This window comes from Streptomyces sp. NPDC092369 (genome assembly GCF_044755245.1).
Taxonomy (GTDB): domain Bacteria; phylum Actinomycetota; class Actinomycetes; order Streptomycetales; family Streptomycetaceae; genus Streptomyces.
This window is the reverse complement of sequence record NZ_JBIVQP010000005.1, coordinates 665,425-685,494: the sequence shown is the minus strand read 5'-3', so window position 1 is coordinate 685,494 and position 20,070 is coordinate 665,425. Positions and strand designations below refer to the sequence as shown.

The following is a 20,070-nucleotide window of genomic DNA, read 5'->3' as shown; positions in this document are numbered from 1 at the left end:
TGGACCGGCCGACCTCGCCTGTGCAGTAACTCGGTCCACTCTCTTCAACCCTCGCAGCGGCTCGCGCTGCGCCGGTTGCCTCCCCCGACCGTGCAGTCCCGCACATTGCGGAGTCCGTACGGCCGGGGCGCGGGGAGCCGCATCACCCGACTTCAACGGCGCGCGGCCCCGGTGCTCGAACACCGGGACCGCTGTTCGGGCCGTTCACCTGTGGAAGGACACACGACCCAATGGACCACATCGTTACTGTTCAGGACGCTGTTACCGCGTTCGCCGACTTCATGGAGCCGACCAACGCTGAGCTGGACGCGATCGAGCAGGAAATCCCCGTGATCCTGGCGGACGTCGACCTGTTGGACGCGCAGATCATCACCCTGGACCGCATCCCGACCGAGCTGGATACCCGCCGGATCCGCCGGGCCGCCCGTCGGGTGCTGGCCGCGCGGCGTGCGCTGGCCAACGGCTCTGGCGAGGTGGCGTGATGGGACGCCGCTTCAAGGACATGCAGACGGCCGAGCAGCAGTACGCGGCCCGGCAGGCGCCGGCGCTGCGTCAGATGGCCTACTCCGCAGAGCAGGAGGCGGAGCGGCAGCAGATGACGGCCGACGTGTACGGGCGCCGTGGCCGTGGCTACTCCGACTCGGCCAAGGCGAGCAAGGCACAGCAGGAGGCCGACCGGCTGCGGGAGAAGGGCCGGAAGCTGCGGGCCACGGCCAACAGTGCCGAGGCCGACGCCACGCCCAAGAAGCGGGGGTGGTTCCGGTGAACCGCCGTTTCACCGCGCAGATGTCCATGCGTGCGGGCCGTTGGCGCCTGTACGTGGTGCTGTTCAACACCACCGAGCGGTGGCCCGAGCACCGGTTCGGCCGCTCGGTACCGACGTTCACGGACCGTACGGACGCGCTCAGCGTGCTCGGCTTCGAGCCGGTACCGGGTGCCGTATGGGAGTGGACCGAGGACAGCGAGACCCCCGATGACCCCGCCTCGCCGGTCGTGCTGATCGCCGCGATCCGGGTCCGTTCATGGTCGGGGGCGAGTGTATGAACGGCGTTCAGATCCGTTCAGCGGAGCGGGCGTTGTCGGTCGGCACGTGGCTGATCGTGGCGGGCGCGATGCTCTACTCGATCCTCACCGTCACCCCCCTGGCCGCCGCGCACACCCCCGACCGGTGGCACTGGACCGCACCCATCCTGCCCCTGGTGGTGGATGCGGCCGTGGTCATCGTGGTCCGACTCGACGCGGTGCTCGCCCGGCTCGGGGGCAACGGCGGACGGTGGCCCATCGCACTGCGGTGGATGACCGGCTGCATGACCCTCGCGCTCAACGTCGCCGACTCCGCACTGAAAAACGACCTGGTGGGCGTGGCTGTGCATGCGGTCGCGCCGCTCCTGCTGATCGTCACGGCAGAGACCGGCCTGGCCTACCGGCGCGCGATCACCGCCGCCGTGGTGGCGCTAGAAGCCAAGCAGCAAGCGGAGCGGGAAGCGCGTGAACGCGCCGCGATCGAGCGACGCGAAGAGGCCACCCGCCGGGTGCGTGAGGAGCGCGAGCACGCGGCGATCTTGGCGCGTGAACAGCGTGAGCACGAAGCCCGCATGAGCCGTGAACAGGCCGAGCGGGAGGCGTCGGTACGGCGCGAGGAACGAGAGCGCGAGCAGGCGCGGGAGCGTGCCGAGCAGGCTGAGCATGAACGCGTTCAGCGCGAGCGTGAACAGCGTGAGCGGGACCGTGAACGCCGTGAACGTGCGGCTGCCGAGCAGGCTGAGCGTGAGCGTCAGGAGCGTGCCGAGCAGGAGCGTCGTGAACGCGCGGCGTTGCTGTCCGCCGGCCCGGCCGCGCAGAAGCTGTCCGAGGACGACGCGCGTGCGATCGTGGCCGCCGCTCACGCGGAGGGCATGTCGGTGCGCACGGCTGCGGAGTTGTGCGGCTGGTCGGTGGGCTGGGTCTCGACCCGGTACGCCGAACTCCGTGGTCCGGTCAACGGCGTTCCGGTTGATCTCGCCGGCACGGGCCGCTGATGACCACCGCGCCCGTGAGCGGGTCGCTGCCGGTGTACCGGTGGCGGCTCGCCCCTGACGGACTGGCCACCCGCCGACAGCTCCGTTCGATGGAGCTGCGTCCGGGTGGTCAGGACGTGGTCGCCGAACTCCAGCGCCCCCGCCGCCGGCGCGGGCCGCTGGTCGCCTACCTCTACCACGTCGACCGCGCCAAGCCGGTCCGGCCGATGACGCCGGGGCGGTGGGCCGCGCTCGCCAAGGCCAACCGTGCCCGCCGGATCTGCCCGGCGTGCCGGCGTGATGCCGGATACGTCATCCCTACCTCGCTCGGTGCCTGTGTGCCGTGCGCGGATGCCAACTGACTTGAGGGGAAGCCCTGATGGCACATCGTGACCCGCCGGGGATCATCGCCCCGCACATTCCCGCCGACGCCTACCGGCGCGCGGAAGCCACCGGTCAGCCGGTCGTCATCGTCGTCCACACCACCGACCAGACCGGCCGGCCGCTGCGCGAGTACCTGTACCCGATCGCGGTCGCGAGCGCGGGCGCCATCGGCGTCTTCACCACCATCGCCGCGCTCCTGGCGCTCCTCGACTTCGCCGTGCACACCGCGATCGCCATCGGCAGCGTGGCCGGCCCGGTCAGCGTCGGCGGGATCACCCTCCGACTCACCCGCTCCAAGGACTGAACGGCCCAAGCCCGTACGCGGCCCGCAGGCCGCCCGAACCCCCGCGCGTGTGGGGTGAGAACCCCCGTGCCGCGTACGGCCGTTGACGGGCACGCGAGGGGGTTGCAGGGCCCTGTTTTCTGCCGCTCTACGCGCGCGTGCGCGTAGAGCCCCTACCCTCCCCCTCGCTCAACTCTGCAACTTCGCAGGTCAGAGGCGGTTGCGGGGCTGCAACCGGTGCTGTCGACGCAACCGACAGTCCTGCCCCCTGCAACCCGGCGGGCCGGTGACGCCACGCAACGGCGCACCGGCCCTCATCCACGGTCTTGGAGGACCCTTTCGTGGACTGGAAACAAGCATGGTCGACCACCGCCAACACCACCACTACGGCGCTCGACTCCATGGCCCCGGTGTGTGCTCCGTTCGCGGCCCGCTGGGACCTTGAAGCCGACCGGCGCAACAAGCTGCGCACCCCCGAGCACTTGAAGGCGCTCATGGCCGCGCAGAAGGAACACAACGCCGCACGGTCCACGCACGCGACCGCCAAGTCGCAGCAACTCGCCGCGCGGGCCGCGTCGAACAATCCGTTCGCAGCCGGCCGGCTTGCGGCGCGGGTGGCGGCCAAGGCGGCCTTGAGCCATGAGCGGGACACTCGCGCCAAGCTCAAGGCCGCGCGGGTGAACTACCCCAGCACGCTCAAGGCCCGTGCGGTGCAGGCGCATTCGGTGCACGCCGTGCCCGGTGCGATCGCGTCCGCGCTCCTGTCCACCGCGCACCTCACCCTGTGGCCGGCCGCTACGTCGGCTGTGCTGATCGGTGCGAACGTGACCGCGCTCGCGCTCGGACGGCGCAAGCTGCGCGTCGTCGTGGATGAGTCGGTGTCGGTGGAAGAGCGTCAGCTCATGGAACGGCTCGACCCCTCGTACTGGGTCGAGCACGCCCCCGACCGTGGTCTGTCCGGCACGGTCACCACGCCCCCGGCCATGGAGCCGGGCGGAATCCGCTGTGAGATCCGCCTGGACGGCACGTGGACGGTCAAGACACTCGCGGACAAGGTCGACTCTGTCCGTGCCCTGCTCGGTGCCCGCACCGCGCTGCGCGTGCGGATCACGTCCGCCTCGCGCGGCGGCTGGGCAGTCCTCACGCTGGCCACCCGTTCGGCAGCGGCGGGGGTGTCCTCGTTGTGGACCCCGGACCGCATCCCGTCCGATCTGCTGGCCATGAGTCTCGGTCTGGACACCGAGACCGGTGATGAGGTCCTGATCCCGTTCGACGAACGACTGTTGGTGTCCGGCGCGTCCGGCACCGGCAAATCCTGGTCGTTCCGCCCGCTCATGGCCACCGCGCACCTGCGCGGCGACCTACTCCTGATCGACGGCAAGGGCGAAGAGGCCAACATCTGGGAGCCGGTCTGCCGCGTCGCCGTGGAACAAGGCGAGATCACGGACGCGGTGGATGCGGCGCACGCGGAGATGACCCGCCGCAAGGTCGACATGAAGGCACGCGGCATCTCAGTCTGGGACGGGCCTCAGCTCACCGTCGTGGTGGATGAGGGACAGGTGATCCTTGCCCTGATCACCAAGGACAAAGACCGGCTGCAACGCCTGATCGAACTGTCCTCACTCGGTCGCTCGCGCGGGGTCGTGCTCTGGTGGGCGACGCAGTACCCGCTCACCGACGGCGGGGCGCCCGGCGTGCACAAGCTGATCGCACCGAACCTCCTGACGCGGTTCTCGCTGCGGGTGGCCGGCACGACACAGGCACAGGTGGCGCTGGACGACTGCGCGCACTACGCCCCCCACCAGATCCCGGACGGGCGCGAGTACCGGGGGCACGGCTATCTCAAGGGCTACGGGCCGCGCATGCTCCGGACTTGGACCCTGGACGACGCCGGCGTGCGCGCACTGCCCAAATCGATCTGGTCCCCCGCGCAGTCGACCGGCGGGCAGCCGCGACCGCTGCACCTGGTCAAGGAGCCCGCCGCGCTGTCGGGGTCGTCGACCAACCGGGACAAGGTGTTGGCCGCTGTGCAGGCCGGTGCCCGCACCGCGCGGGACGTGGCCGACCGAACGGGCCTCAACAAGGGGACCGTCTCCCGGGAGATCAAGACCCTGACCGCGAGCGGCAGCCTGCACCGGACCGCCGACGGCATGCTCCTGCCCGGCCAGCAAGCGGCCTGAGCGCTCCCGCGGGAGCGAACGTCAACGGCGGCCCCATCCGACCAAGAACCGGGGCCGCCGCCAATCCAGCACCGCCAAGGAACTGGAGACCTCCAGCATGACCCAACCGACCGACATTCGGCGAGAGCACCTTGCTACCGCTCTCGCCCTGGCCGCATCCGGCGTGCCGCCGCTGCCGCTGCGAGCAGGGAAGGTGCCGTTCGGCAACTGCCCTGCCTGTGCGAAGAACGCGTGCGGTGGCCGGCCGAACATGAAGGTTCCCGGTCCGTGTGCCTGCCCGTACCCGTGCCACGGCTGGGCCGCCGCCACCACCAACCCCAACGTCGTCAACTCGCCCACCTGGGCGCGGTCGTGGCGGGAAGCGGCGGGCGTGGCCTACCACCCCGGGGGCGCCGGTCTCACCGCCGTTGACCTCGACAACGCGGCGGCGATCGCGTGGGCCCGCGCGAGCCTGCCCGCGACGCGGATCGTACCGACGACGCGGGGTGAGCACTGGATCTACCGGGGCGCCATGCCCTCCTCGAACGCAGTTCGGCCCGGCGTCGACATCAAGTCCCTTATGCAGTACGCCCGTTGGCTTGGACCTGGCACCGGCACCATCACGGCGCTCCCGGACGTCGTACGTGCGCTGATCATGAAGGCGCCCGCCCCCGTCCGGCCGGCGAGAGTCACCGTGCCCGCACCGGCTCGGGGCGGGAAGTGCCCCCACCGCACCCCCACCTACCTGGATCGTGGCATCGCCATGGCGGAGCAGCGCATCACCGGCGCCCGGGAAACGGTGCACGCCACCGTCTACCGGACGTTCCTCGCGGTGCTGTCCACGCACGGCCGGTGCGGCTGCCTCACCGACGCCCACACCGCGCGGCTGTTCAACGCCGCGCAGGCCAAAGGCGAAAGCGTCCGGCACTGCACCGACGCGTGGACCAACGCCCTGACCACGTTGGGACTGTGACCATGTCCGACGACGACAAGACCCCCGCCCGCGAAGTCATCGCCGACTACGCCCAATCCCACTTCCGCTACTTCCGCACCGCCGACGGAACCGTCTACGCCCAGAAGAACGGCCACCCCGTCGCCCGCCCGATCCGCTCACAGGGGACCACCGGCAGCCACCGCCAAGAACTCATGGTCGGCCTGTACCGGGACGGACGCGGCGCGTTCAACGGGTCCGCGATCAAAGAGGCATTGGACCTGATCGAAGCACTCGCCCTGACCGAGAACGTCCAGCCCGTACACATCCGCGTCGCGCCCGGCTTCGATGGGGCTACCTGGCTGGACCTGGGACGCGATGACGGACAGTCCGTCCGCATCCACCCCACCGGGTGGGACATCGCCGTTCCCGACCCGCGCGAGGTGTGCTGGCGCCGTACCCAGCTCACCGGGGAACTGCCCCTGCCTGCCAAGAACACCGACGGCAAGGGCATCGATCTGCTGATGAGGCTGTGCAACTTCGCCACCGCCGAGACCGAGTGCCTGGCCATCGCCTGGCTGATTGGCTGCCTCGGTCCGTCCGTACCGGTGCCCGCGCCGTTCCTCACCGGCCCGCAGGGAGCGGGCAAGTCCACCGGTGGACGGATGCTCACCAGGATCATCGAAGGGATGAGCGGCGACCTGCGCAGGGCGCCCAAGGATGAAGAGAGCCTGATCGCGGCCGTGGCTGCGGGATGGGTCACCGCGCTGGACAACCTCTCGCACGTGACGCCGGATCTGTCCGACGCGATGTGCTGCATCGTCACCGGTGCCGAGAGCGTCAAGCGCGCCCTGTTCACCGACGGGGACGTCTTCCGCGTCGGCTACCGCCGACCCCTGCTCCTGACCGGTATCGACGTCGGCGTCATCCGCCCCGACCTCGCAGACCGGCTCCTGCCGCTGCGGTTGGAGCGACCCAAAGTCCGGCGGACCGAGGCCGAACTGTGGGCGGACTACGCGGAAGTCCTGCCCGTCGTTCTCGGCTCGCTCCTGGACCTCACGGTCAGGGTGCGCGCCATGGACGCGGAGACCCCCACCGACCTGCGCATGGCGGACTTCGCGCACCTGTGCGCGCAGTTCGACGCCGCGACCGGTCTCGGAGCACTCCCCGCCTACCGGGCCAGCCTGGACGACCTGAACGACGACGTCATCGAGGGCGACCTGTTGGCACAGACCGTTCTCCTGCATGCCGAGAGCATCGAACCGGGCGCCTCGCAGCAGATGACGTCCACGGAGTGGCTTGCCTGCCTCAGCCGCCTCTACAGCGGCGACGACTGCCGTCCTCTGCCCAAGGGGTGGCCGACCACCGGCAAGGTCCTCTCCGACCGGCTCAAGCGCCTCCAACCCACCCTGGCCGCCCGGGGCGTGCTGGTCGACGCGGGCCGCACCAAGGCGGGCCGCTACCTCGAAATGACCCGCACGCTCCCCCCAGTGCCGCACGAGCAGGCACGGGCGTTCTGACCGCGAACTGCACGCTCACGCGAACAGCAAGAAGAGCACCATCGCGCGGGTGCTCTTCTTGCTGTTCGGCGCAGCCGCCCCCAGGTCGCGCCGCGAAGCGGCTCCTCTTTCGCTCTGTAAGGGCGCACCCACGTACTACAGGCAGCCCCTTCTTTGTCCTAAGTAGGAAGACGCTGCGTCACCTGCGTCACCTGAGCCTGAAAACGGCCGCTGACCTGCGCGAACAGTGGTGACGCAAACGGCTGATTCTGCGTCATCCTGCGTCACCTGCGTCACCCGATGACGCAGCCAATGACGCACGGGTGACGCAGCCCCGATCCACCGCGTCTCCCAAAACCCCAGGTCAGACCCCCCAATGACGCAGATGGCGTGGGTGACGCAGAAATCCGAACCTCGGACACACAGCCTCGCGAACAGTCCGCCCCCGACCGAGCATCGAGGAGTACGCCCCGATGAGTACCCCCGTACTGGCACACAGTCAGTTGCTCTATACCCCCGAGGAAGCCGCCAAGGTTCTCCGGTTCGGACGCTCCACTGTGTACGAACTCATGGCCGCCGGCGACCTCAAGTACGTCAAGCGCGGACGCTCCCGCCGGATCCGCTGGGACGTCCTTGAGGCCTACGCCAACAGCCTCGAACTGCTGCCCAACTGATCTGAGAGCACCTTGAGGCGCCCCGAGCACTCCGCTCGGGGCGCCTCCCGCATGGAGGAACACATATGAGCCCCCGGAAGTCGAATCTGGAATCGTCCATCTACTTCGGCGATGACGGCTGGTGGCACGGTCGCGTGACCATGGGTGTACTGCCCGACGGAAGCCCCGACCGACGCCACCGCATGGCCCGCACCGAACCTGCGGTGCGTCGCAAGGTCCGCGAGTTGGAGAAGCTGCGTGATGAGGGGCGCGCGACCAAGGCTGGTCGTAAGCCCACGGTTGGACAGTGGATGGAGATCTATCTGACCGACATCGCGAGCCTGAAGCTCAAGCCACGCTCCCTGGACGACTACTGGTCCAAGACCCGCAACGACATCGTCCCCGGGGTCGGGAGGCACCGCATCGACAAGCTCGCCCCGGAGCACTTGGAGCAGATGTACCGAGCCATGCTCGATGCCGGCCGTGCCCCGTCCCACGTGGTCAAGGTGCACCGCATCCTGTCGCGGGCCCTGAAGATTGCCCACCGCCGCCGAATGATCGGCGAGAACGTCGCCACGCTGGTCGACCCGCCCTCGATCGATGAGACCGAGGCGAACCCGTTCACGCAGGAAGAGGCGAAGGCGTTCCTGGAAGCGGCGGCCAAGCGGCCCACGTTCATGCGGTGGATCGTCGGTGTCGGCATGGGGTTCCGGCAAGGCGAGACCCTGGGACTGCGGTGGCCGTACGTCGACCTCACGGCCGAACTGTTTCACCCCAAGTGGCAGCTACAGCGCCTCACATGGCGGCACGGCTGTGTCGACGCGCACGCCTGCGGGGCACGTCTGCACCGCTTCGAACCCTGCCCTCCCGACTGCGCGACGCACAGGAACTACAAGCGAGGCTGTCCCAAGCCATGCACGTCGACGTGCGTCAAGCACGCGAGTATCTGCCCCGACCGCAAGGGCGGAGGACTGGCCTTCACTCGCCCCAAGACCAAGAAGAGCACTAACCCCGTGCCGGTCCCGCCCGCCTTCGTCCCCTACCTGATCGCGCACAAGGCACAGCAGGACGAACTACGCGAGGCAGCCGGCGAACTCTGGCAGGAACACCAGGCCGTGTTCACCCGACCCGATGGGCGCCCCATCGATCCCCGTGCCGACTGGGAGGAATTCAAGGAACTGCTCGAAGAGGCGGGCATCTCAGACCGGCGTCTCTACGACGGGAGCCGCCACACGGCCGGCACGATCCTGAACGAACTCGGGGTCGACATGCCCACGATCATGGAGATCCTGCGGCACACCCAGATCAGTCAGACCCGCCGCTATGTCAAAGGCCGCTCGCACCTCTCGAAGGACGCCATGCGCCGCATGGGAGACACGTTCCTGCCCGCCCCGGAACCTGCCCCCACAGCCGCAACTGAGACTAGAACTGAGACTGGGGACCGCCGCGCAGCCCGCTCCCGTGCCCGCCGCCGTATCCGGTAAAAGCAAAAGCCCCAGGTCACGGCGAGTGATCCCTGAGGCTTCGGCAGAGCCGCCTTCGGGATTCGAACCCGAGACCTACGCATTACGAGTGCGTTGCTCTGGCCATCTGAGCTAAGGCGGCGCGCTGGCCACACCATGGTGCGATCAGCAACGTCGGAAAGTCTACACAGTTTCGAGGGGTGCTCCGTACCGGCCCCGGAGCAGCGCCCCCCGAGGCCGGTCAGAAGCCGACCGCACCCCCTATGAGCAGCGCTTTCCCGCCGCCGGAGGCGTCCCGTGGAGCAGGTAGGTGTCGATCGTGGAGTCGATGCAGTCGCTGCCGCGGCCGTACGCGGTGTGGCCGTCGCCCTCGTAGGTGAGCAGGCGCGCCGAGGAGAGCTGGCGGGACAAGGCGCGGGCCCAGCCGTACGGGGTCGCCGGGTCCCGCGTCGTGCCGACCACGACGATGGGGGCCGCGCCCTTCGCGACGATCCGGTGCGGCTCGCCCGTGGGCTTGACCGGCCAGTACGCGCAGCTCAGGGAGGCCCAGGCCAGGCCCTCGCCGAAGACCGGGGAGGCCTTCTCGAACGCGGGGAGCGACTCCTCCACCTGGTCCGGGGTCGAGAACGCCGCCGGAAGGTCGAGGCAGTTGACGGCCGCATTGGCGAACATCAGGTTCGAGTAGTCGCCCTTCGCGTCCCGCTCGTAGTAGCTGTCCGACAGCACCAGCAGACCCGCCCCGTCCTTCTCCTTCATCGCCATCGTCAGCGCCTCGCGCAACTGCGCCCACGCGCCCTCGTCGTACATCGCCGCGATCACACCGGTGGTGGCGAGCGCCTCGCCGAGCTTGCGGCCGTCGGCGTCACCGGCCGGGATCGGGTGCTGGTCCAGCTTGCGGAAGAAGGCCTTCAGGTTCTTGCCGACCTGGGCGGGCGTGGTGCCCTTGCGACCGAGCGGGCAGTCCGGCTGCTGCACGCAGTCCTTCGCGAAGGACTGGAACGCCGTCTCGAACCCCGCCGTCTGGTCGAGGTTCAGCCGCCGCGCGGGCAGCGACGGGTCCATCGCCCCGTCCAGCACCAGCCGCCCCACCCGGTCCGGAAAGAGCCCGGCGTACGTAGCCCCGAGGAACGTCCCGTACGACGCCCCCACATACGTCAGCTTCCGGTCCCCCAGCGCAGCCCGCAGGATGTCCATGTCCCGCGCCGCCTCGACCGTGGAGACATGCCTCAGCAGCTCCGCCGAGCGCTCCCCGCAGCCCTCCGCGAACTCCTTGTACGCGTCGACGAGTTCACCGGCCTCCTTCTTATCGTCCGGTGTGGTGTCCGTCTGCGTGTACGTGTCCATGTCCCGTCCGTCGAGACACTCCACGGGCTCGCTGCGGGCGACCCCGCGCGGGTCGACGGCGACCATGTCGTAACGGGCCCGCACCTCTGCCGGGTAGCCGATCCCCGCGTACTGCTGCAGGTAGCCGATCGCCGAGCCGCCCGGACCACCCGGGTTCACCAGCAGCGACCCGAGCGGCTTGCCCTTGCCCGTCGCCTTCTTGCGCGCGACGGCCAGCCTGACGTCACCGGCGTCCGGCTCGGCGTAGTCGAGCGGCGCCTTCATCGTGGCGCACTCGAAGCCGGGGACCCCACAGCTGCGCCAGCTCAACTTCTGCGCGTAGTACGGCGCGAGCGTCGCCGGCGTGGCCCGCGGCAGCGCGGCCAACGCCACGGACGCGGCACCGTCCACGGAGTTCGCCGAGCCCGAGGTCGAGCAGGCGGAGGCGAGCAGGGCGGTGGTGGCAAGGAGAACGGCGGCGGTACGTGATCGACCGGGGCGGATGCTGCGGCGCCTGAAGTGCATCACGCGAGCGTAACGCTGCGCGATGCGATGAACGCTCTCCGTGTGCGATGAACCTCGTACGAGTTACGTGGTCAACCTCCCGTTGATCGTTTCCCTGGATCGCTCCCCTGGATCGCCAGGTCCGGCTGAGCGGAGCAGCGCCCGAGAGCGACCCGCCCCAGTCCCCGTCCCAGTCCCAGCTCCGCCCGTGACCCCGGCCCAGCCCACTCCCAGGTCGGCCCAGCCGTTCTCCGCTCGCCCCAGCCGCTCTCCGCTCGGCTCAACCCGCTCTGAGCGCCATCGCCATCGCCTCCACCGCCAGCAGCGGAGCCACGTTCCGGTCGAGGGCGTCCCGGCACGCGGCGATCGCCTCGATGCGGCGGAGGGTCGACTCCGGGGAGCCGGCACGTGCGAGGCGGTCCAGGGTGTCGCCGGCGTCCGCGTTCGCGATGGCCACGCGGGAGCCGAACTGGAGGGCGAGGACATCGCGGTAGAAGGACGTGAGGTCGCTCAGGGCGAGGTCGAGGCTGTCGCGCTGCGTCCGCGTACGGCGCCGCTTCTGCTTGTCCTCCAGGTCCTTCATCACCCCCGCCGTGCCACGCGGCATCCGGCTGCCCTGGCCCCCGCCCATCGCCGCCTTCAGCTCCTCGGTCTCCTTGCCGTCCACCTCCTCGGCGAGCTGCTTGGCGTCCTCGGCGGCCGCGTCGACGAGCTCCTGGGCGGCCTTGAGTGCACTGCCGACCTCCTCGACCCGCAGCGGCAGCTTCAGTACTGCCGTGCGTCGCTCCCGGGCGGCCGGGTCGGTGGCGAGGCGGCGGGCCCGGTCGACGTGCCCCTGCGTGGCGCGGGCCGCGGCGGCGGCGACGGCCGGTTCGATCCCTTCCCGCCGTACGAGCATGTCGGCCACGGCGTCGACCGAGGGCGTCAGCAGGTTGAGGTGGCGGCAGCGGGAGCGGATGGTGGGCAGCACGTCCTCCAACGAGGGCGCGCAGAGCAGCCAGACCGTGCGGGGAGCGGGTTCCTCGACGGCCTTGAGGACGGCGTTGGCCGACTTCTCGTTCAACCGCTCGGCGTCCTGGACGAGGATGATCTGCCAGCGGCCGGTCGCCGGGGAGGTGAACGACTTGCGGACGGTGTCCCGCATGTCGTCGGCGAGGATCTGCGTGCCCACGGCGGCGACGGTGGTGACGTCGGCGTGCGTGCCGATGAGCGCCGTATGACAGCCCTCGCAGAACCCGCAGCCCGGGGATCCGCCGAGCGCCCGGTCCGGGGACACGCACTGCAGGGCGGCGGCGAACGCCCGTGCCGTCTGCGTACGCCCGGCGCCCGGCGGTCCGGTGAAGAGCCACGCGTGTGTCATCTTCGACGCCTCGGGCGGCGGGGTGTTCGTGCCGGCCGCCGTGACCAGCGCGTCGGCGTCCCGGGCAGCGGCGGCGAGCTGCTCGGCCACCTTCTCCTGGCCGACGAGGTCGTCCCAGACGGTCATGCCTCACCCCGCCCTTTCGTCACGTTTCGCGATGCGGCTTCCATTGTGCGGGCCACCACTGACAACGGGGTCCGAGCGGGGCGCTGCGCCGGTCCGAACGGGGCTCATGGCCACCTGCCGGCTGGGCTCCGAGCGGTCCCGAGCGAGGCCGCCGACCGAACAGCCGGCCGAACGATCACCCCAGCCCTCGGCCCACCTCGGCCCCCGCCCCAGGGGCCAGCGCCTGAGTCAGCGAAGGCAGCGGCCGGCTGTGACGCAGCCGACCGAACAACCGACGTCAACCGCGGCCCCCGCGGACGGCGGTCTCAGCCCCGCCGCCCCCAACGCCGTCCACGCCCCTCGTCGATCTCGTCGTCGTCCCGCGGACCGAGCAACTCGTCCGCCAGCGACGGCAGATCGTCCAACGGCGTCTCCTCGGCCCAATCCGACCGCGGCCGCCGCTTGGGCGTGCCCTCGGCGTCGACCTGGGGCATCTCCCGCGTACGGTCCTCGCCCCGCTCGGACGGCGCCTCTGCCTGCTCCTCCCGGAAGAACCCCGGCGGAACCCGATCCGCGGGCCCGTCGCCCCGAACGGGAGGCAGTACGGCGGTCTCGTCGGCCGCACCCGGCGGCACGGGCGGCGGCACAGCCGTCTCGTCCGCCGCCCCCGACCCGACCGAAGGCAACACAGCCGTCTCATCAGCCGCACCCGGCGGCACCGGCGGCAGCACGGCCGTCTCATCGGCGGCCCCCGCGGGAGCCGGCGGCTGCGGCAACTGTGCCGTCACCTCGGACGCGGACTCCTTACCGGCTCGCCCGGAACCAGAACCACCCGCGCCCCGCTCATCGCCCTGCTGACTCTGCTGACCCCGCTCGCCCCGCGCGTCCTCACGCACCGGCCGCAGCACGGTCGTATCGTCCGCCGCCCCACCGGACTCGGCCGACCCGCCAGAGGCCTTCGCCCCGTCCGCGGCCTCCGTCGGCGACACCACCGGCGTCGGCACGGTCGTCGCCTCCGGCCGCGCACCCGCAGCCGCGGCAGCCGCTCCAGCAGCCCCCGAAGCCGCCGCACCGGCCGAACCCCCGCCACCTGCGGGCCCCGACCCCGTCGCCGGCCCTGTCACAGTCCCCGGCCCCGCCTCCGCGGCGGCCGCGGCCCGCTCCGCCAGGCGCCGTGCCTCCTCGGCCCGCAGCAGCGCCTCCTCCGCCCTGCGCTGCTTCTCCAGGCGTCGGGCCTCGGCCTCGGCCTGCAGTCGGGCCTCCTCCTCGGCCTGCTTGCGGCGCCGGTCCTCCTCGGCCTTGCGGCGGGCCTCCTCCTCGGCGCGGGCCTTCTCCTCCGCGAGGAGCCGGACGCGCTCCTCCTCGGCGCGACGGCGGGCCTCCTCGGCGCGCAGCCGGGCCTCCTCCGCCTGCCGCTCGGCCTCGCGGCGCTGCGCCTCCTCCAGCTCGCGCCGCTTGCGCTCTTCTTCCTCGGCGCGCAGCCGCTCCAACTGCTCCTGGCGCTCGCGCTCCAGCCGCTCTTCCTCCGCCTTGCGCGCGGCCTCTTCCTCCGCCCTGCGCCGGGCGTCCTCCTCGGCCTTCTTGCGCGCCTCCTCCTGGGCCTTCACCTCGGCCTCGGACAGCGGCAGCATCTGGTCGAGCCGGTGACGTACGACGGTCGTGACGGCCTCGGGCCCCTGGCCCGCGTCCACGACGAGGTAGCGCCCGGGGTCGGCCGCGGCCAGCGTGAGAAAACCGGAGCGCACACGCGCGTGGAACTCGGCCGGCTCCGATTCGAGCCGGTCGGGCGCCTCGGTGAAGCGCTCGCGGGCGACCTCCGGGGACACGTCCAGCAGGACGGTCAGATGCGGTACGAGGCCGTCGGTCGCCCAGCGGTTGATGCGGGCGATCTCCGTCGGGGACAGGTCGCGCCCCGCCCCCTGGTAGGCCACCGAGGAGTCGATGTAGCGGTCCGAGACGACCACCGCGCCGCGCTCAAGCGCGGGCCTGACCACGGTGTCCACGTGCTCCGCGCGGTCGGCCGCGTACAGCAGCGCCTCCGCCCGGTGCGAGAGCCCCGCGCTGGACACGTCCAGCAGGATCGACCTCAGGCGCTTGCCCACCGGCGTCGCCCCGGGCTCGCGCGTCACCACGACCTCGTGGCCCTTGGCCCTTATCCACTCGGCGAGCGCCTCGGCCTGAGTGGACTTCCCGGCGCCGTCGCCGCCCTCGAGAGCGATGAAGAAACCGCTCGTCGCGGGGACCGTCACCGGGTCGTCGCCGCCGAGCAGCGCGTCGCGCAGGTCGTGCCGCAGCGGCACCCCGGCGCGGTCGTCGGCCTTGGCCAGCACCATCGCGGCCAGCGGCAGGAGCAGCGCGCCGACCAGCATCAGGGTGAAGGCCGCGCCGCCGTGCGCGAACACGAACTTGCCGTTCTCCAGCCGGTGCGGACCGATTCCGGCGGCGACCAGCGGGGCGATCACCGCGCCGAGCGCCACGAACACCCGTACCACCGCGTGCAGATGCTCGGTGGTGCGCGCGCGCCGGTAGTCCTCGGCCTCCTGGTCGAGCAGGGTGTGCCCGGTGTTGGCGGCCACACCCGCGCCGATGCCGGCCAGCGCGACGATCAGCAGCACCGTGGTGACGTCCGGGACGAGACCGGCGGCCAGCAGGGCGACGCCGGTGAAGGCGATCGCCAGCGCGAGGAGCCGGCGCCGTGAGAGGGACACCAGCATCCGGGGGGCCGTGCGGATGCCGACGACGACACCGCCGGTCAGCCCGAACACCAGCAGCCCGTACGTCACCGGCCCGCCGCCCAGGTCCTTGGCGTGCAGCACGGACACGGAGACGGCCGCGGCGATCGCGCCGGCGACGGCGGCGGTGGCCGGCACCAGCAGCGGGATGGCTCCCGTGCGGCCCTTGTCGACGCCCGTGCCCGTCTTGGGGCGGCGCAGGCCTTCCAGCGGTGAACGCGCGCGTGGCGTACGCGCGTCGGGCAGCTCCAGGAAGGTCACCACCGACAGGGACGCGGCGAACAGTCCGGCCGCGACGTACGACGCCAGGGCCGCCTGGTGCTGCGCGAACCACTCGATCCCGGTGCCCAGCAGGTTGTTGAGGAGCCCCGCCACGACGAGTACGACGGCGGCGGCGGGAATCGCCACGAAGGTCGTGCGCAGCGAGAGGCGGCGCAGCGCGTCCATGTGGTCCGGCAGCGGCCGTACCGTCGCGCCCTCCAGCGGCGGCCCCGGCAGCAGCGCGGGCGCCGCGCTCTCGCGGCACACCGTCCAGAAGCGCTCGGCGACACCGGTCACGAAGGCGGTCACCAGGAGGACGGCCAGTGCGTCGTCCGGCGTCCAGTCGATCCACAGGGGCGCGACGATGAGCACCAGGGCGCGCAGTCCGTCGGCGCCGACCATGGTCCAGCGGCGGTCCAGCGGGCCTTCATGCGAGGTCAGCGAGGTGAGCGGGCCCAGGAGCACGGCGCCGAAGAGCACCGTCGCGAGGACGCGCACCGCGAAGACGGTCGCCACTGCGAACGCCACGCCTCGGTACCCGCCGCCGAACGAGCCCTCGGCGATCGCCGCCTGCAGGGCGAGGAGCACCAGCGCCAGCAGGGCGAGGGTGTCGCCGACCGACCCCACGAACTGCGCGCTCCACAATCGCTTCAACTGCGGTTGGCGCAACAGGGCGCGGACGGCGCGCTCGCGGGAGTCCGCGACAAGCTCGTCGTCGGGGGCCGGGTGGTGGGCCGTTGGCTGCTCGGCTCGCGTCATGCTTTCAGCCTATCGGGACGGACTGACAGGACACGGCGCCCACCCGAACGTGCGCACGCCCCGACACCAAACTGATGCCGAGGCGTTCGTTTCGCGAACAGAACGTGAAGGTCGGAGCCCATTCCGGGCCCCGCCCTGAACGTCTCTCAGTCGTCCGCCGAGTTCGAGGCCGTCGCCTTCTTGGCGACCGTCTTCGTGGCGGCCTTCTTCGCGGTCGTCTTCTTGGCGGCCGTCGTCGTCTTCTTCGCCGCGGTCTTCTTGGCCGCCGTCGCCTTCTTGGCCGGTGCCTTCTTGGCGGGCGCCTTCTTCGCGGTCTTCTTGGCGGGCGACTTGGCGCGCTTCTCGGCGAGCAGCTCGTAGCCGCGCTCCGGGGTGATCTCCTCGACGCTGTCGCCGGAGCGCAGGGTCGCGTTGGTCTCCCCGTCGGTGACGTACGCCCCGAAGCGGCCGTCCTTCACCACGACCGGCTTCTCGCTGACCGGGTCGACGCCCAGTTCCTTCAGCGGCGGCTTGGCGGCCGCGCGGCCCCGCTGCTTGGGCTGGGCGTAGATCGCCTGCGCCTCTTCCAGCGTGATCGTGAAGAGCTGGTCCTCGGCCGTCAGCGACCGCGAGTCCGTGCCCTTCTTCAGGTACGGGCCGTAGCGGCCGTTCTGCGCGGTGATCTCCACGCCGTCCGCGTCCGTGCCGACGACGCGCGGCAGCGACATCAGCTTGAGCGCGTCGGCCAGCGTCACCGTGTCGAGGGTCATCGACTTGAACAGCGAGGCCGTACGCGGCTTGACGGCGTTCTTCCCGGTCTTCGGGGTGCCCTCGGGCAGCACCTCGGTCACGTACGGGCCGTAGCGGCCGTCGCGGGCGATGATCTGGTGGCCCGACTCGGGGTCGGCGCCCAGCTCGAAGTCGCCGCTCGGCTTGGCGAGCAGCTCCTCCGCGTGCTCGACGCTCAGCTCGTCCGGTGCCAGGTCCTCGGGCACGTCGGCGCGCTGGTGGTTCTCGGAGTCCTTCTCGCCGCGCTCCACGTACGGGCCGTAGCGGCCGACGCGCAGCACGATGTCGTTGCCGACGGGGAAGGAGGACACCTCGCGGGCGTCGATCGCGCCCAGGTCGGTGACGAGCTCCTTGAGGCCGCCCAGGTGGTCGCCGTCGCCGTTGCCTGCCTCGGCGGCGCCGCGCGCCTCGCCCTCGCCGAAGTAGAAGCGCCGCAGCCACGGCACGGCCTGCGCCTCGCCGCTGGCGATGCGGTCGAGGTCGTCCTCCATCTTGGCGGTGAAGTCGTAGTCGACGAGCCGCCCGAAGTGCTTCTCCAGGAGGTTGACCACGGCGAAGGACAGGAAGGACGGCACCAGGGCCGTGCCCTTCTTGAAGACGTAGCCGCGGTCGAGGATCGTGCCGATGATCGACGCGTACGTCGACGGGCGGCCGATCTCGCGCTCTTCGAGCTCCTTGACGAGGCTGGCCTCGGTGTAGCGGGCCGGGGGCTTGGTGGCGTGCCCGTCGACCGTGAGCTCCTCGGCGGTCAGCGCGTCGCCCTCGGCGACCTGGGGCAGCCGGCGCTCGCGGTCGTCCAGCTCGGCGTTCGGGTCGTCCGCGCCTTCGACGTAGGCCTTGAGGAAGCCGTGGAAGGTGATCGTCTTGCCGGAGGCGCTGAACTCGACGTCCCGGCCGTCGGACGAGGTGCCCGCGATCTTCACGGTGACGGAGTTGCCGACCGCGTCCTTCATCTGGGAGGCGACGGTCCGCTTCCAGATCAGCTCGTAGAGCCGGAACTGGTCACCGGTCAGGCCGGTCTCGGCGGGCGTGCGGAAACGATCACCCGAGGGGCGGATCGCCTCGTGCGCCTCCTGCGCGTTCTTGACCTTCCCGGCGTACACGCGCGGCTGGGCCGGCAGGTAGTCGGCGCCGTACAGCTGCGTCACCTGGGCGCGGGCGGCGGTGACGGCCGTCTCGCTCAGGGTCGTGGAGTCCGTACGCATATAGGTGATGTAGCCGTTCTCGTACAGCTTCTGCGCGACCTGCATCGTGGCCTTCGCGCCGAAACCGAGCTTGCGGCTGGCCTCCTGCTGGAGCGTCGTCGTACGGAACGGGGCGTACGGCGAGCGGCGGTACGGCTTCGACTCGACGGAGCGGACGGCGAACCGCGTGTTCTCCAGGGCGGCGGCCAGCGCGCGGGCGTTGGCCTCGTCCAGGTGGAGGGTGTTCGCGCTCTTGATCTGTCCCAGGGAGTCGAAGTCACGGCCCTGGGCGACCCGCTTGCCGTCGACGGCCTGGAGGCGGGCGACGAGGGACGACGGATCGCTCGCGTCACCGGCACGGCCGGTCCCGAAGGTGCCCGTCAGGTCCCAGTACTCGGCGGAACGGAACGCGATGCGCTCGCGCTCCCGCTCCACCACGAGCCGGGTGGCGACGGACTGGACACGGCCGGCCGACAGGCGCGGCATGACCTTCTTCCACAGGACCGGCGAGACCTCGTAGCCGTAGAGGCGGTCGAGGATGCGGCGGGTCTCCTGGGCGTCGACCATCAGCTGGTTGAGGTCGCGCGGGTTGGCCACGGCGGCGCGGATCGCGTCCTTGGTGATCTCGTGGAACACCATGCGCTTGACCGGGACCTTGGGCTTCAGGACCTCCAGGAGGTGCCACGCGATGGCCTCGCCCTCGCGGTCCTCATCGGTGGCCAGGAAGAGTTCGTCGGAGTCCTTGAGCAGGTCCTTGAGCTTCTTGACCTGGGCCCGCTTGTCGGCGTTGACCACATAGATCGGCTCGAAGTCGTGCTCGACGTCCACGCCGAGGCGTCGGACCTCGCCCGTGTACTTCTCGGGCACCTCCGCGGCGCCGTTGGGAAGGTCGCGGATGTGCCCGACACTCGCCTCGACGACATATCCGGGGCCAAGGTAGCCCTTGATCGTCTTCGCCTTGGCGGGCGACTCGACAATGACGAGTCGGCGGCCGCCGTGTGCGGTCTCGCTGGTCGGGGACAACTTCGCTCTTCTCTCCGGTCGACGCTGGGGCCTCCCCAGGCGTAAGCGGCTCCGGGAGATGCAGGTGCGTTTCCGCGTCGTGCGGTGCGTGCTCTCAGCGTGCCGGCGGGAGGTCCTCGTAGCGGAGCTACCAGGGCCTTCGGCCGGTGCGGCGAGAGTGCGTGCCGGGCGGCGTGGGGACGTGCCTGCATCTCCCCGGGGTCGCTTGGCCGGGGTCGGGTCATGGTGACGCTGCGGAGTGTGACGGTACATCCCGCCCCCGTGTCAAACGGGAAAAGCCCGCAACGGCCACTCGAACGGTAACCCGACTACCGCCATTCCTGCCGCCCGGAGTACCCACCGGCTCTTTCGCGCCTGACCGGAGGATCACCTCCCAGTTGTCGGAGTCCCAGCTCCGGGCCCGCTTTCAGACCCTTGTGAAGCACCAGACCCCGAGAATCAGCGCGATCACGGACGCGAGAGTCGCGATCGTCACCGATGCGACCGGACTCACACCCTGCGCGACCGGTTCCCCCTGCCGCGCCCGGCTCACCGTCCACACCAGCAGCCCGCCTCCGAACAGGGCGAACACCACCCCCGCGAAGACCGCAGGTCCGCTCTCCATGGCTCCGTCGCCCCTTATCTCCCGTCCGCGCGTGCCCGGCCCGTGGAGGCTGACACGGGCGGGCGGCGCACAGACGAA

Annotated in this window: 16 protein-coding genes and 1 tRNA gene; 11 read left to right on the top strand and 6 right to left on the bottom strand. The window is 70.9% G+C overall.

All coding sequences use genetic code 11. From position 1 onward, the window contains the following. The first annotated feature begins 230 nt into the window (after positions 1-230). From ACIQI8_RS31405 to ACIQI8_RS31355, 11 genes are all read left to right on the top strand, one after another. Positions 231-482, top strand: a complete 252-nt coding sequence (locus ACIQI8_RS31405; protein WP_402357611.1) for a DUF6284 family protein — start codon at positions 231-233, stop codon at positions 480-482. Next, positions 482-766, top strand: coding sequence for a hypothetical protein (locus tag ACIQI8_RS31400; RefSeq protein ID WP_402357608.1), 285 nt, complete (start codon positions 482-484; stop codon positions 764-766). The genes ACIQI8_RS31405 and ACIQI8_RS31400 overlap by 1 nt, the downstream gene beginning before the upstream one ends. Next, the gene (locus ACIQI8_RS31395) at positions 763-1,044 is read left to right on the top strand and encodes a DUF6303 family protein (RefSeq protein ID WP_402357605.1); all 282 of its coding nucleotides are present in this window, start codon (positions 763-765) and stop codon (positions 1,042-1,044) included. Before ACIQI8_RS31400 ends, ACIQI8_RS31395 begins: the two co-directional genes overlap by 4 nt. Continuing rightward, positions 1,041-2,018 carry a DUF2637 domain-containing protein gene (locus ACIQI8_RS31390; RefSeq protein WP_402357602.1) on the top strand — a complete coding sequence of 326 codons (978 nt, stop codon included), beginning with the start codon at positions 1,041-1,043 and terminating at the stop codon, positions 2,016-2,018. Before ACIQI8_RS31395 ends, ACIQI8_RS31390 begins: the two co-directional genes overlap by 4 nt. Continuing rightward, positions 2,018-2,359 (top strand): RRQRL motif-containing zinc-binding protein, encoded by a 342-nt coding sequence (locus ACIQI8_RS31385; protein WP_402357599.1) that lies wholly within the window; start codon positions 2,018-2,020, stop codon positions 2,357-2,359. Before ACIQI8_RS31390 ends, ACIQI8_RS31385 begins: the two co-directional genes overlap by 1 nt. Before the next feature lie 17 nt (positions 2,360-2,376). Then, positions 2,377-2,685 (top strand): hypothetical protein, encoded by a 309-nt coding sequence (locus ACIQI8_RS31380; RefSeq protein WP_402357596.1) that lies wholly within the window; start codon positions 2,377-2,379, stop codon positions 2,683-2,685. A gap of 320 nt (positions 2,686-3,005) precedes the next feature. Then, positions 3,006-4,844, top strand: a complete 1,839-nt coding sequence (locus ACIQI8_RS31375) for an ATP-binding protein (RefSeq protein ID WP_402357593.1) — start codon at positions 3,006-3,008, stop codon at positions 4,842-4,844. A 97-nt stretch (positions 4,845-4,941) separates the two neighbouring features. Then, positions 4,942-5,796: a bifunctional DNA primase/polymerase gene (locus tag ACIQI8_RS31370; RefSeq protein ID WP_402357590.1), complete on the top strand. Its 855-nt coding sequence runs from the start codon at positions 4,942-4,944 to the stop codon at positions 5,794-5,796. A gap of 2 nt (positions 5,797-5,798) precedes the next feature. Continuing rightward, on the top strand, positions 5,799-7,274 hold the full coding sequence (locus ACIQI8_RS31365; protein ID WP_402357587.1) for an ATP-binding protein: 1,476 nt from the start codon (positions 5,799-5,801) through the stop codon (positions 7,272-7,274). 452 nt (positions 7,275-7,726) lie between these two features. Continuing rightward, positions 7,727-7,927, top strand: coding sequence for a helix-turn-helix domain-containing protein (locus ACIQI8_RS31360; protein ID WP_402357584.1), 201 nt, complete (start codon positions 7,727-7,729; stop codon positions 7,925-7,927). Between the two features lie 65 nt (positions 7,928-7,992). Beyond that, positions 7,993-9,390 (top strand): tyrosine-type recombinase/integrase, encoded by a 1,398-nt coding sequence (locus ACIQI8_RS31355; RefSeq protein ID WP_402357581.1) that lies wholly within the window; start codon positions 7,993-7,995, stop codon positions 9,388-9,390. A 47-nt stretch (positions 9,391-9,437) separates the two neighbouring features. Here the strand turns inward: ACIQI8_RS31355 and ACIQI8_RS31350 are convergent. The 6 genes from ACIQI8_RS31350 to ACIQI8_RS31325 all read right to left on the bottom strand — a co-directional run bounded on the left by ACIQI8_RS31350 (position 9,438) and on the right by ACIQI8_RS31325 (position 19,992). After that, positions 9,438-9,511: transfer RNA gene (locus ACIQI8_RS31350), tRNA-Thr, on the bottom strand. A gap of 119 nt (positions 9,512-9,630) precedes the next feature. Continuing rightward, on the bottom strand, positions 9,631-11,217 hold the full coding sequence (locus ACIQI8_RS31345) for an alpha/beta hydrolase (protein WP_402357578.1): 1,587 nt from the start codon (positions 11,215-11,217) through the stop codon (positions 9,631-9,633). 259 nt (positions 11,218-11,476) lie between these two features. Further along, the gene (locus ACIQI8_RS31340; protein WP_402357575.1) at positions 11,477-12,682 is read right to left on the bottom strand and encodes a DNA polymerase III subunit delta'; all 1,206 of its coding nucleotides are present in this window, start codon (positions 12,680-12,682) and stop codon (positions 11,477-11,479) included. Between the two features lie 305 nt (positions 12,683-12,987). After that, positions 12,988-16,413 (bottom strand): dTMP kinase, encoded by a 3,426-nt coding sequence (gene tmk / locus ACIQI8_RS31335; RefSeq protein WP_402357572.1) that lies wholly within the window; start codon positions 16,411-16,413, stop codon positions 12,988-12,990. A gap of 146 nt (positions 16,414-16,559) precedes the next feature. Then, positions 16,560-19,388 carry a type I DNA topoisomerase gene (topA, locus tag ACIQI8_RS31330; protein ID WP_402357569.1) on the bottom strand — a complete coding sequence of 943 codons (2,829 nt, stop codon included), beginning with the start codon at positions 19,386-19,388 and terminating at the stop codon, positions 16,560-16,562. A 406-nt stretch (positions 19,389-19,794) separates the two neighbouring features. Next, entirely contained in the window at positions 19,795-19,992 is a 198-nt protein-coding gene (locus tag ACIQI8_RS31325; protein WP_402357566.1) for a hypothetical protein, read from the bottom strand. Positions 19,993-20,070 lie beyond the last annotated feature (78 nt).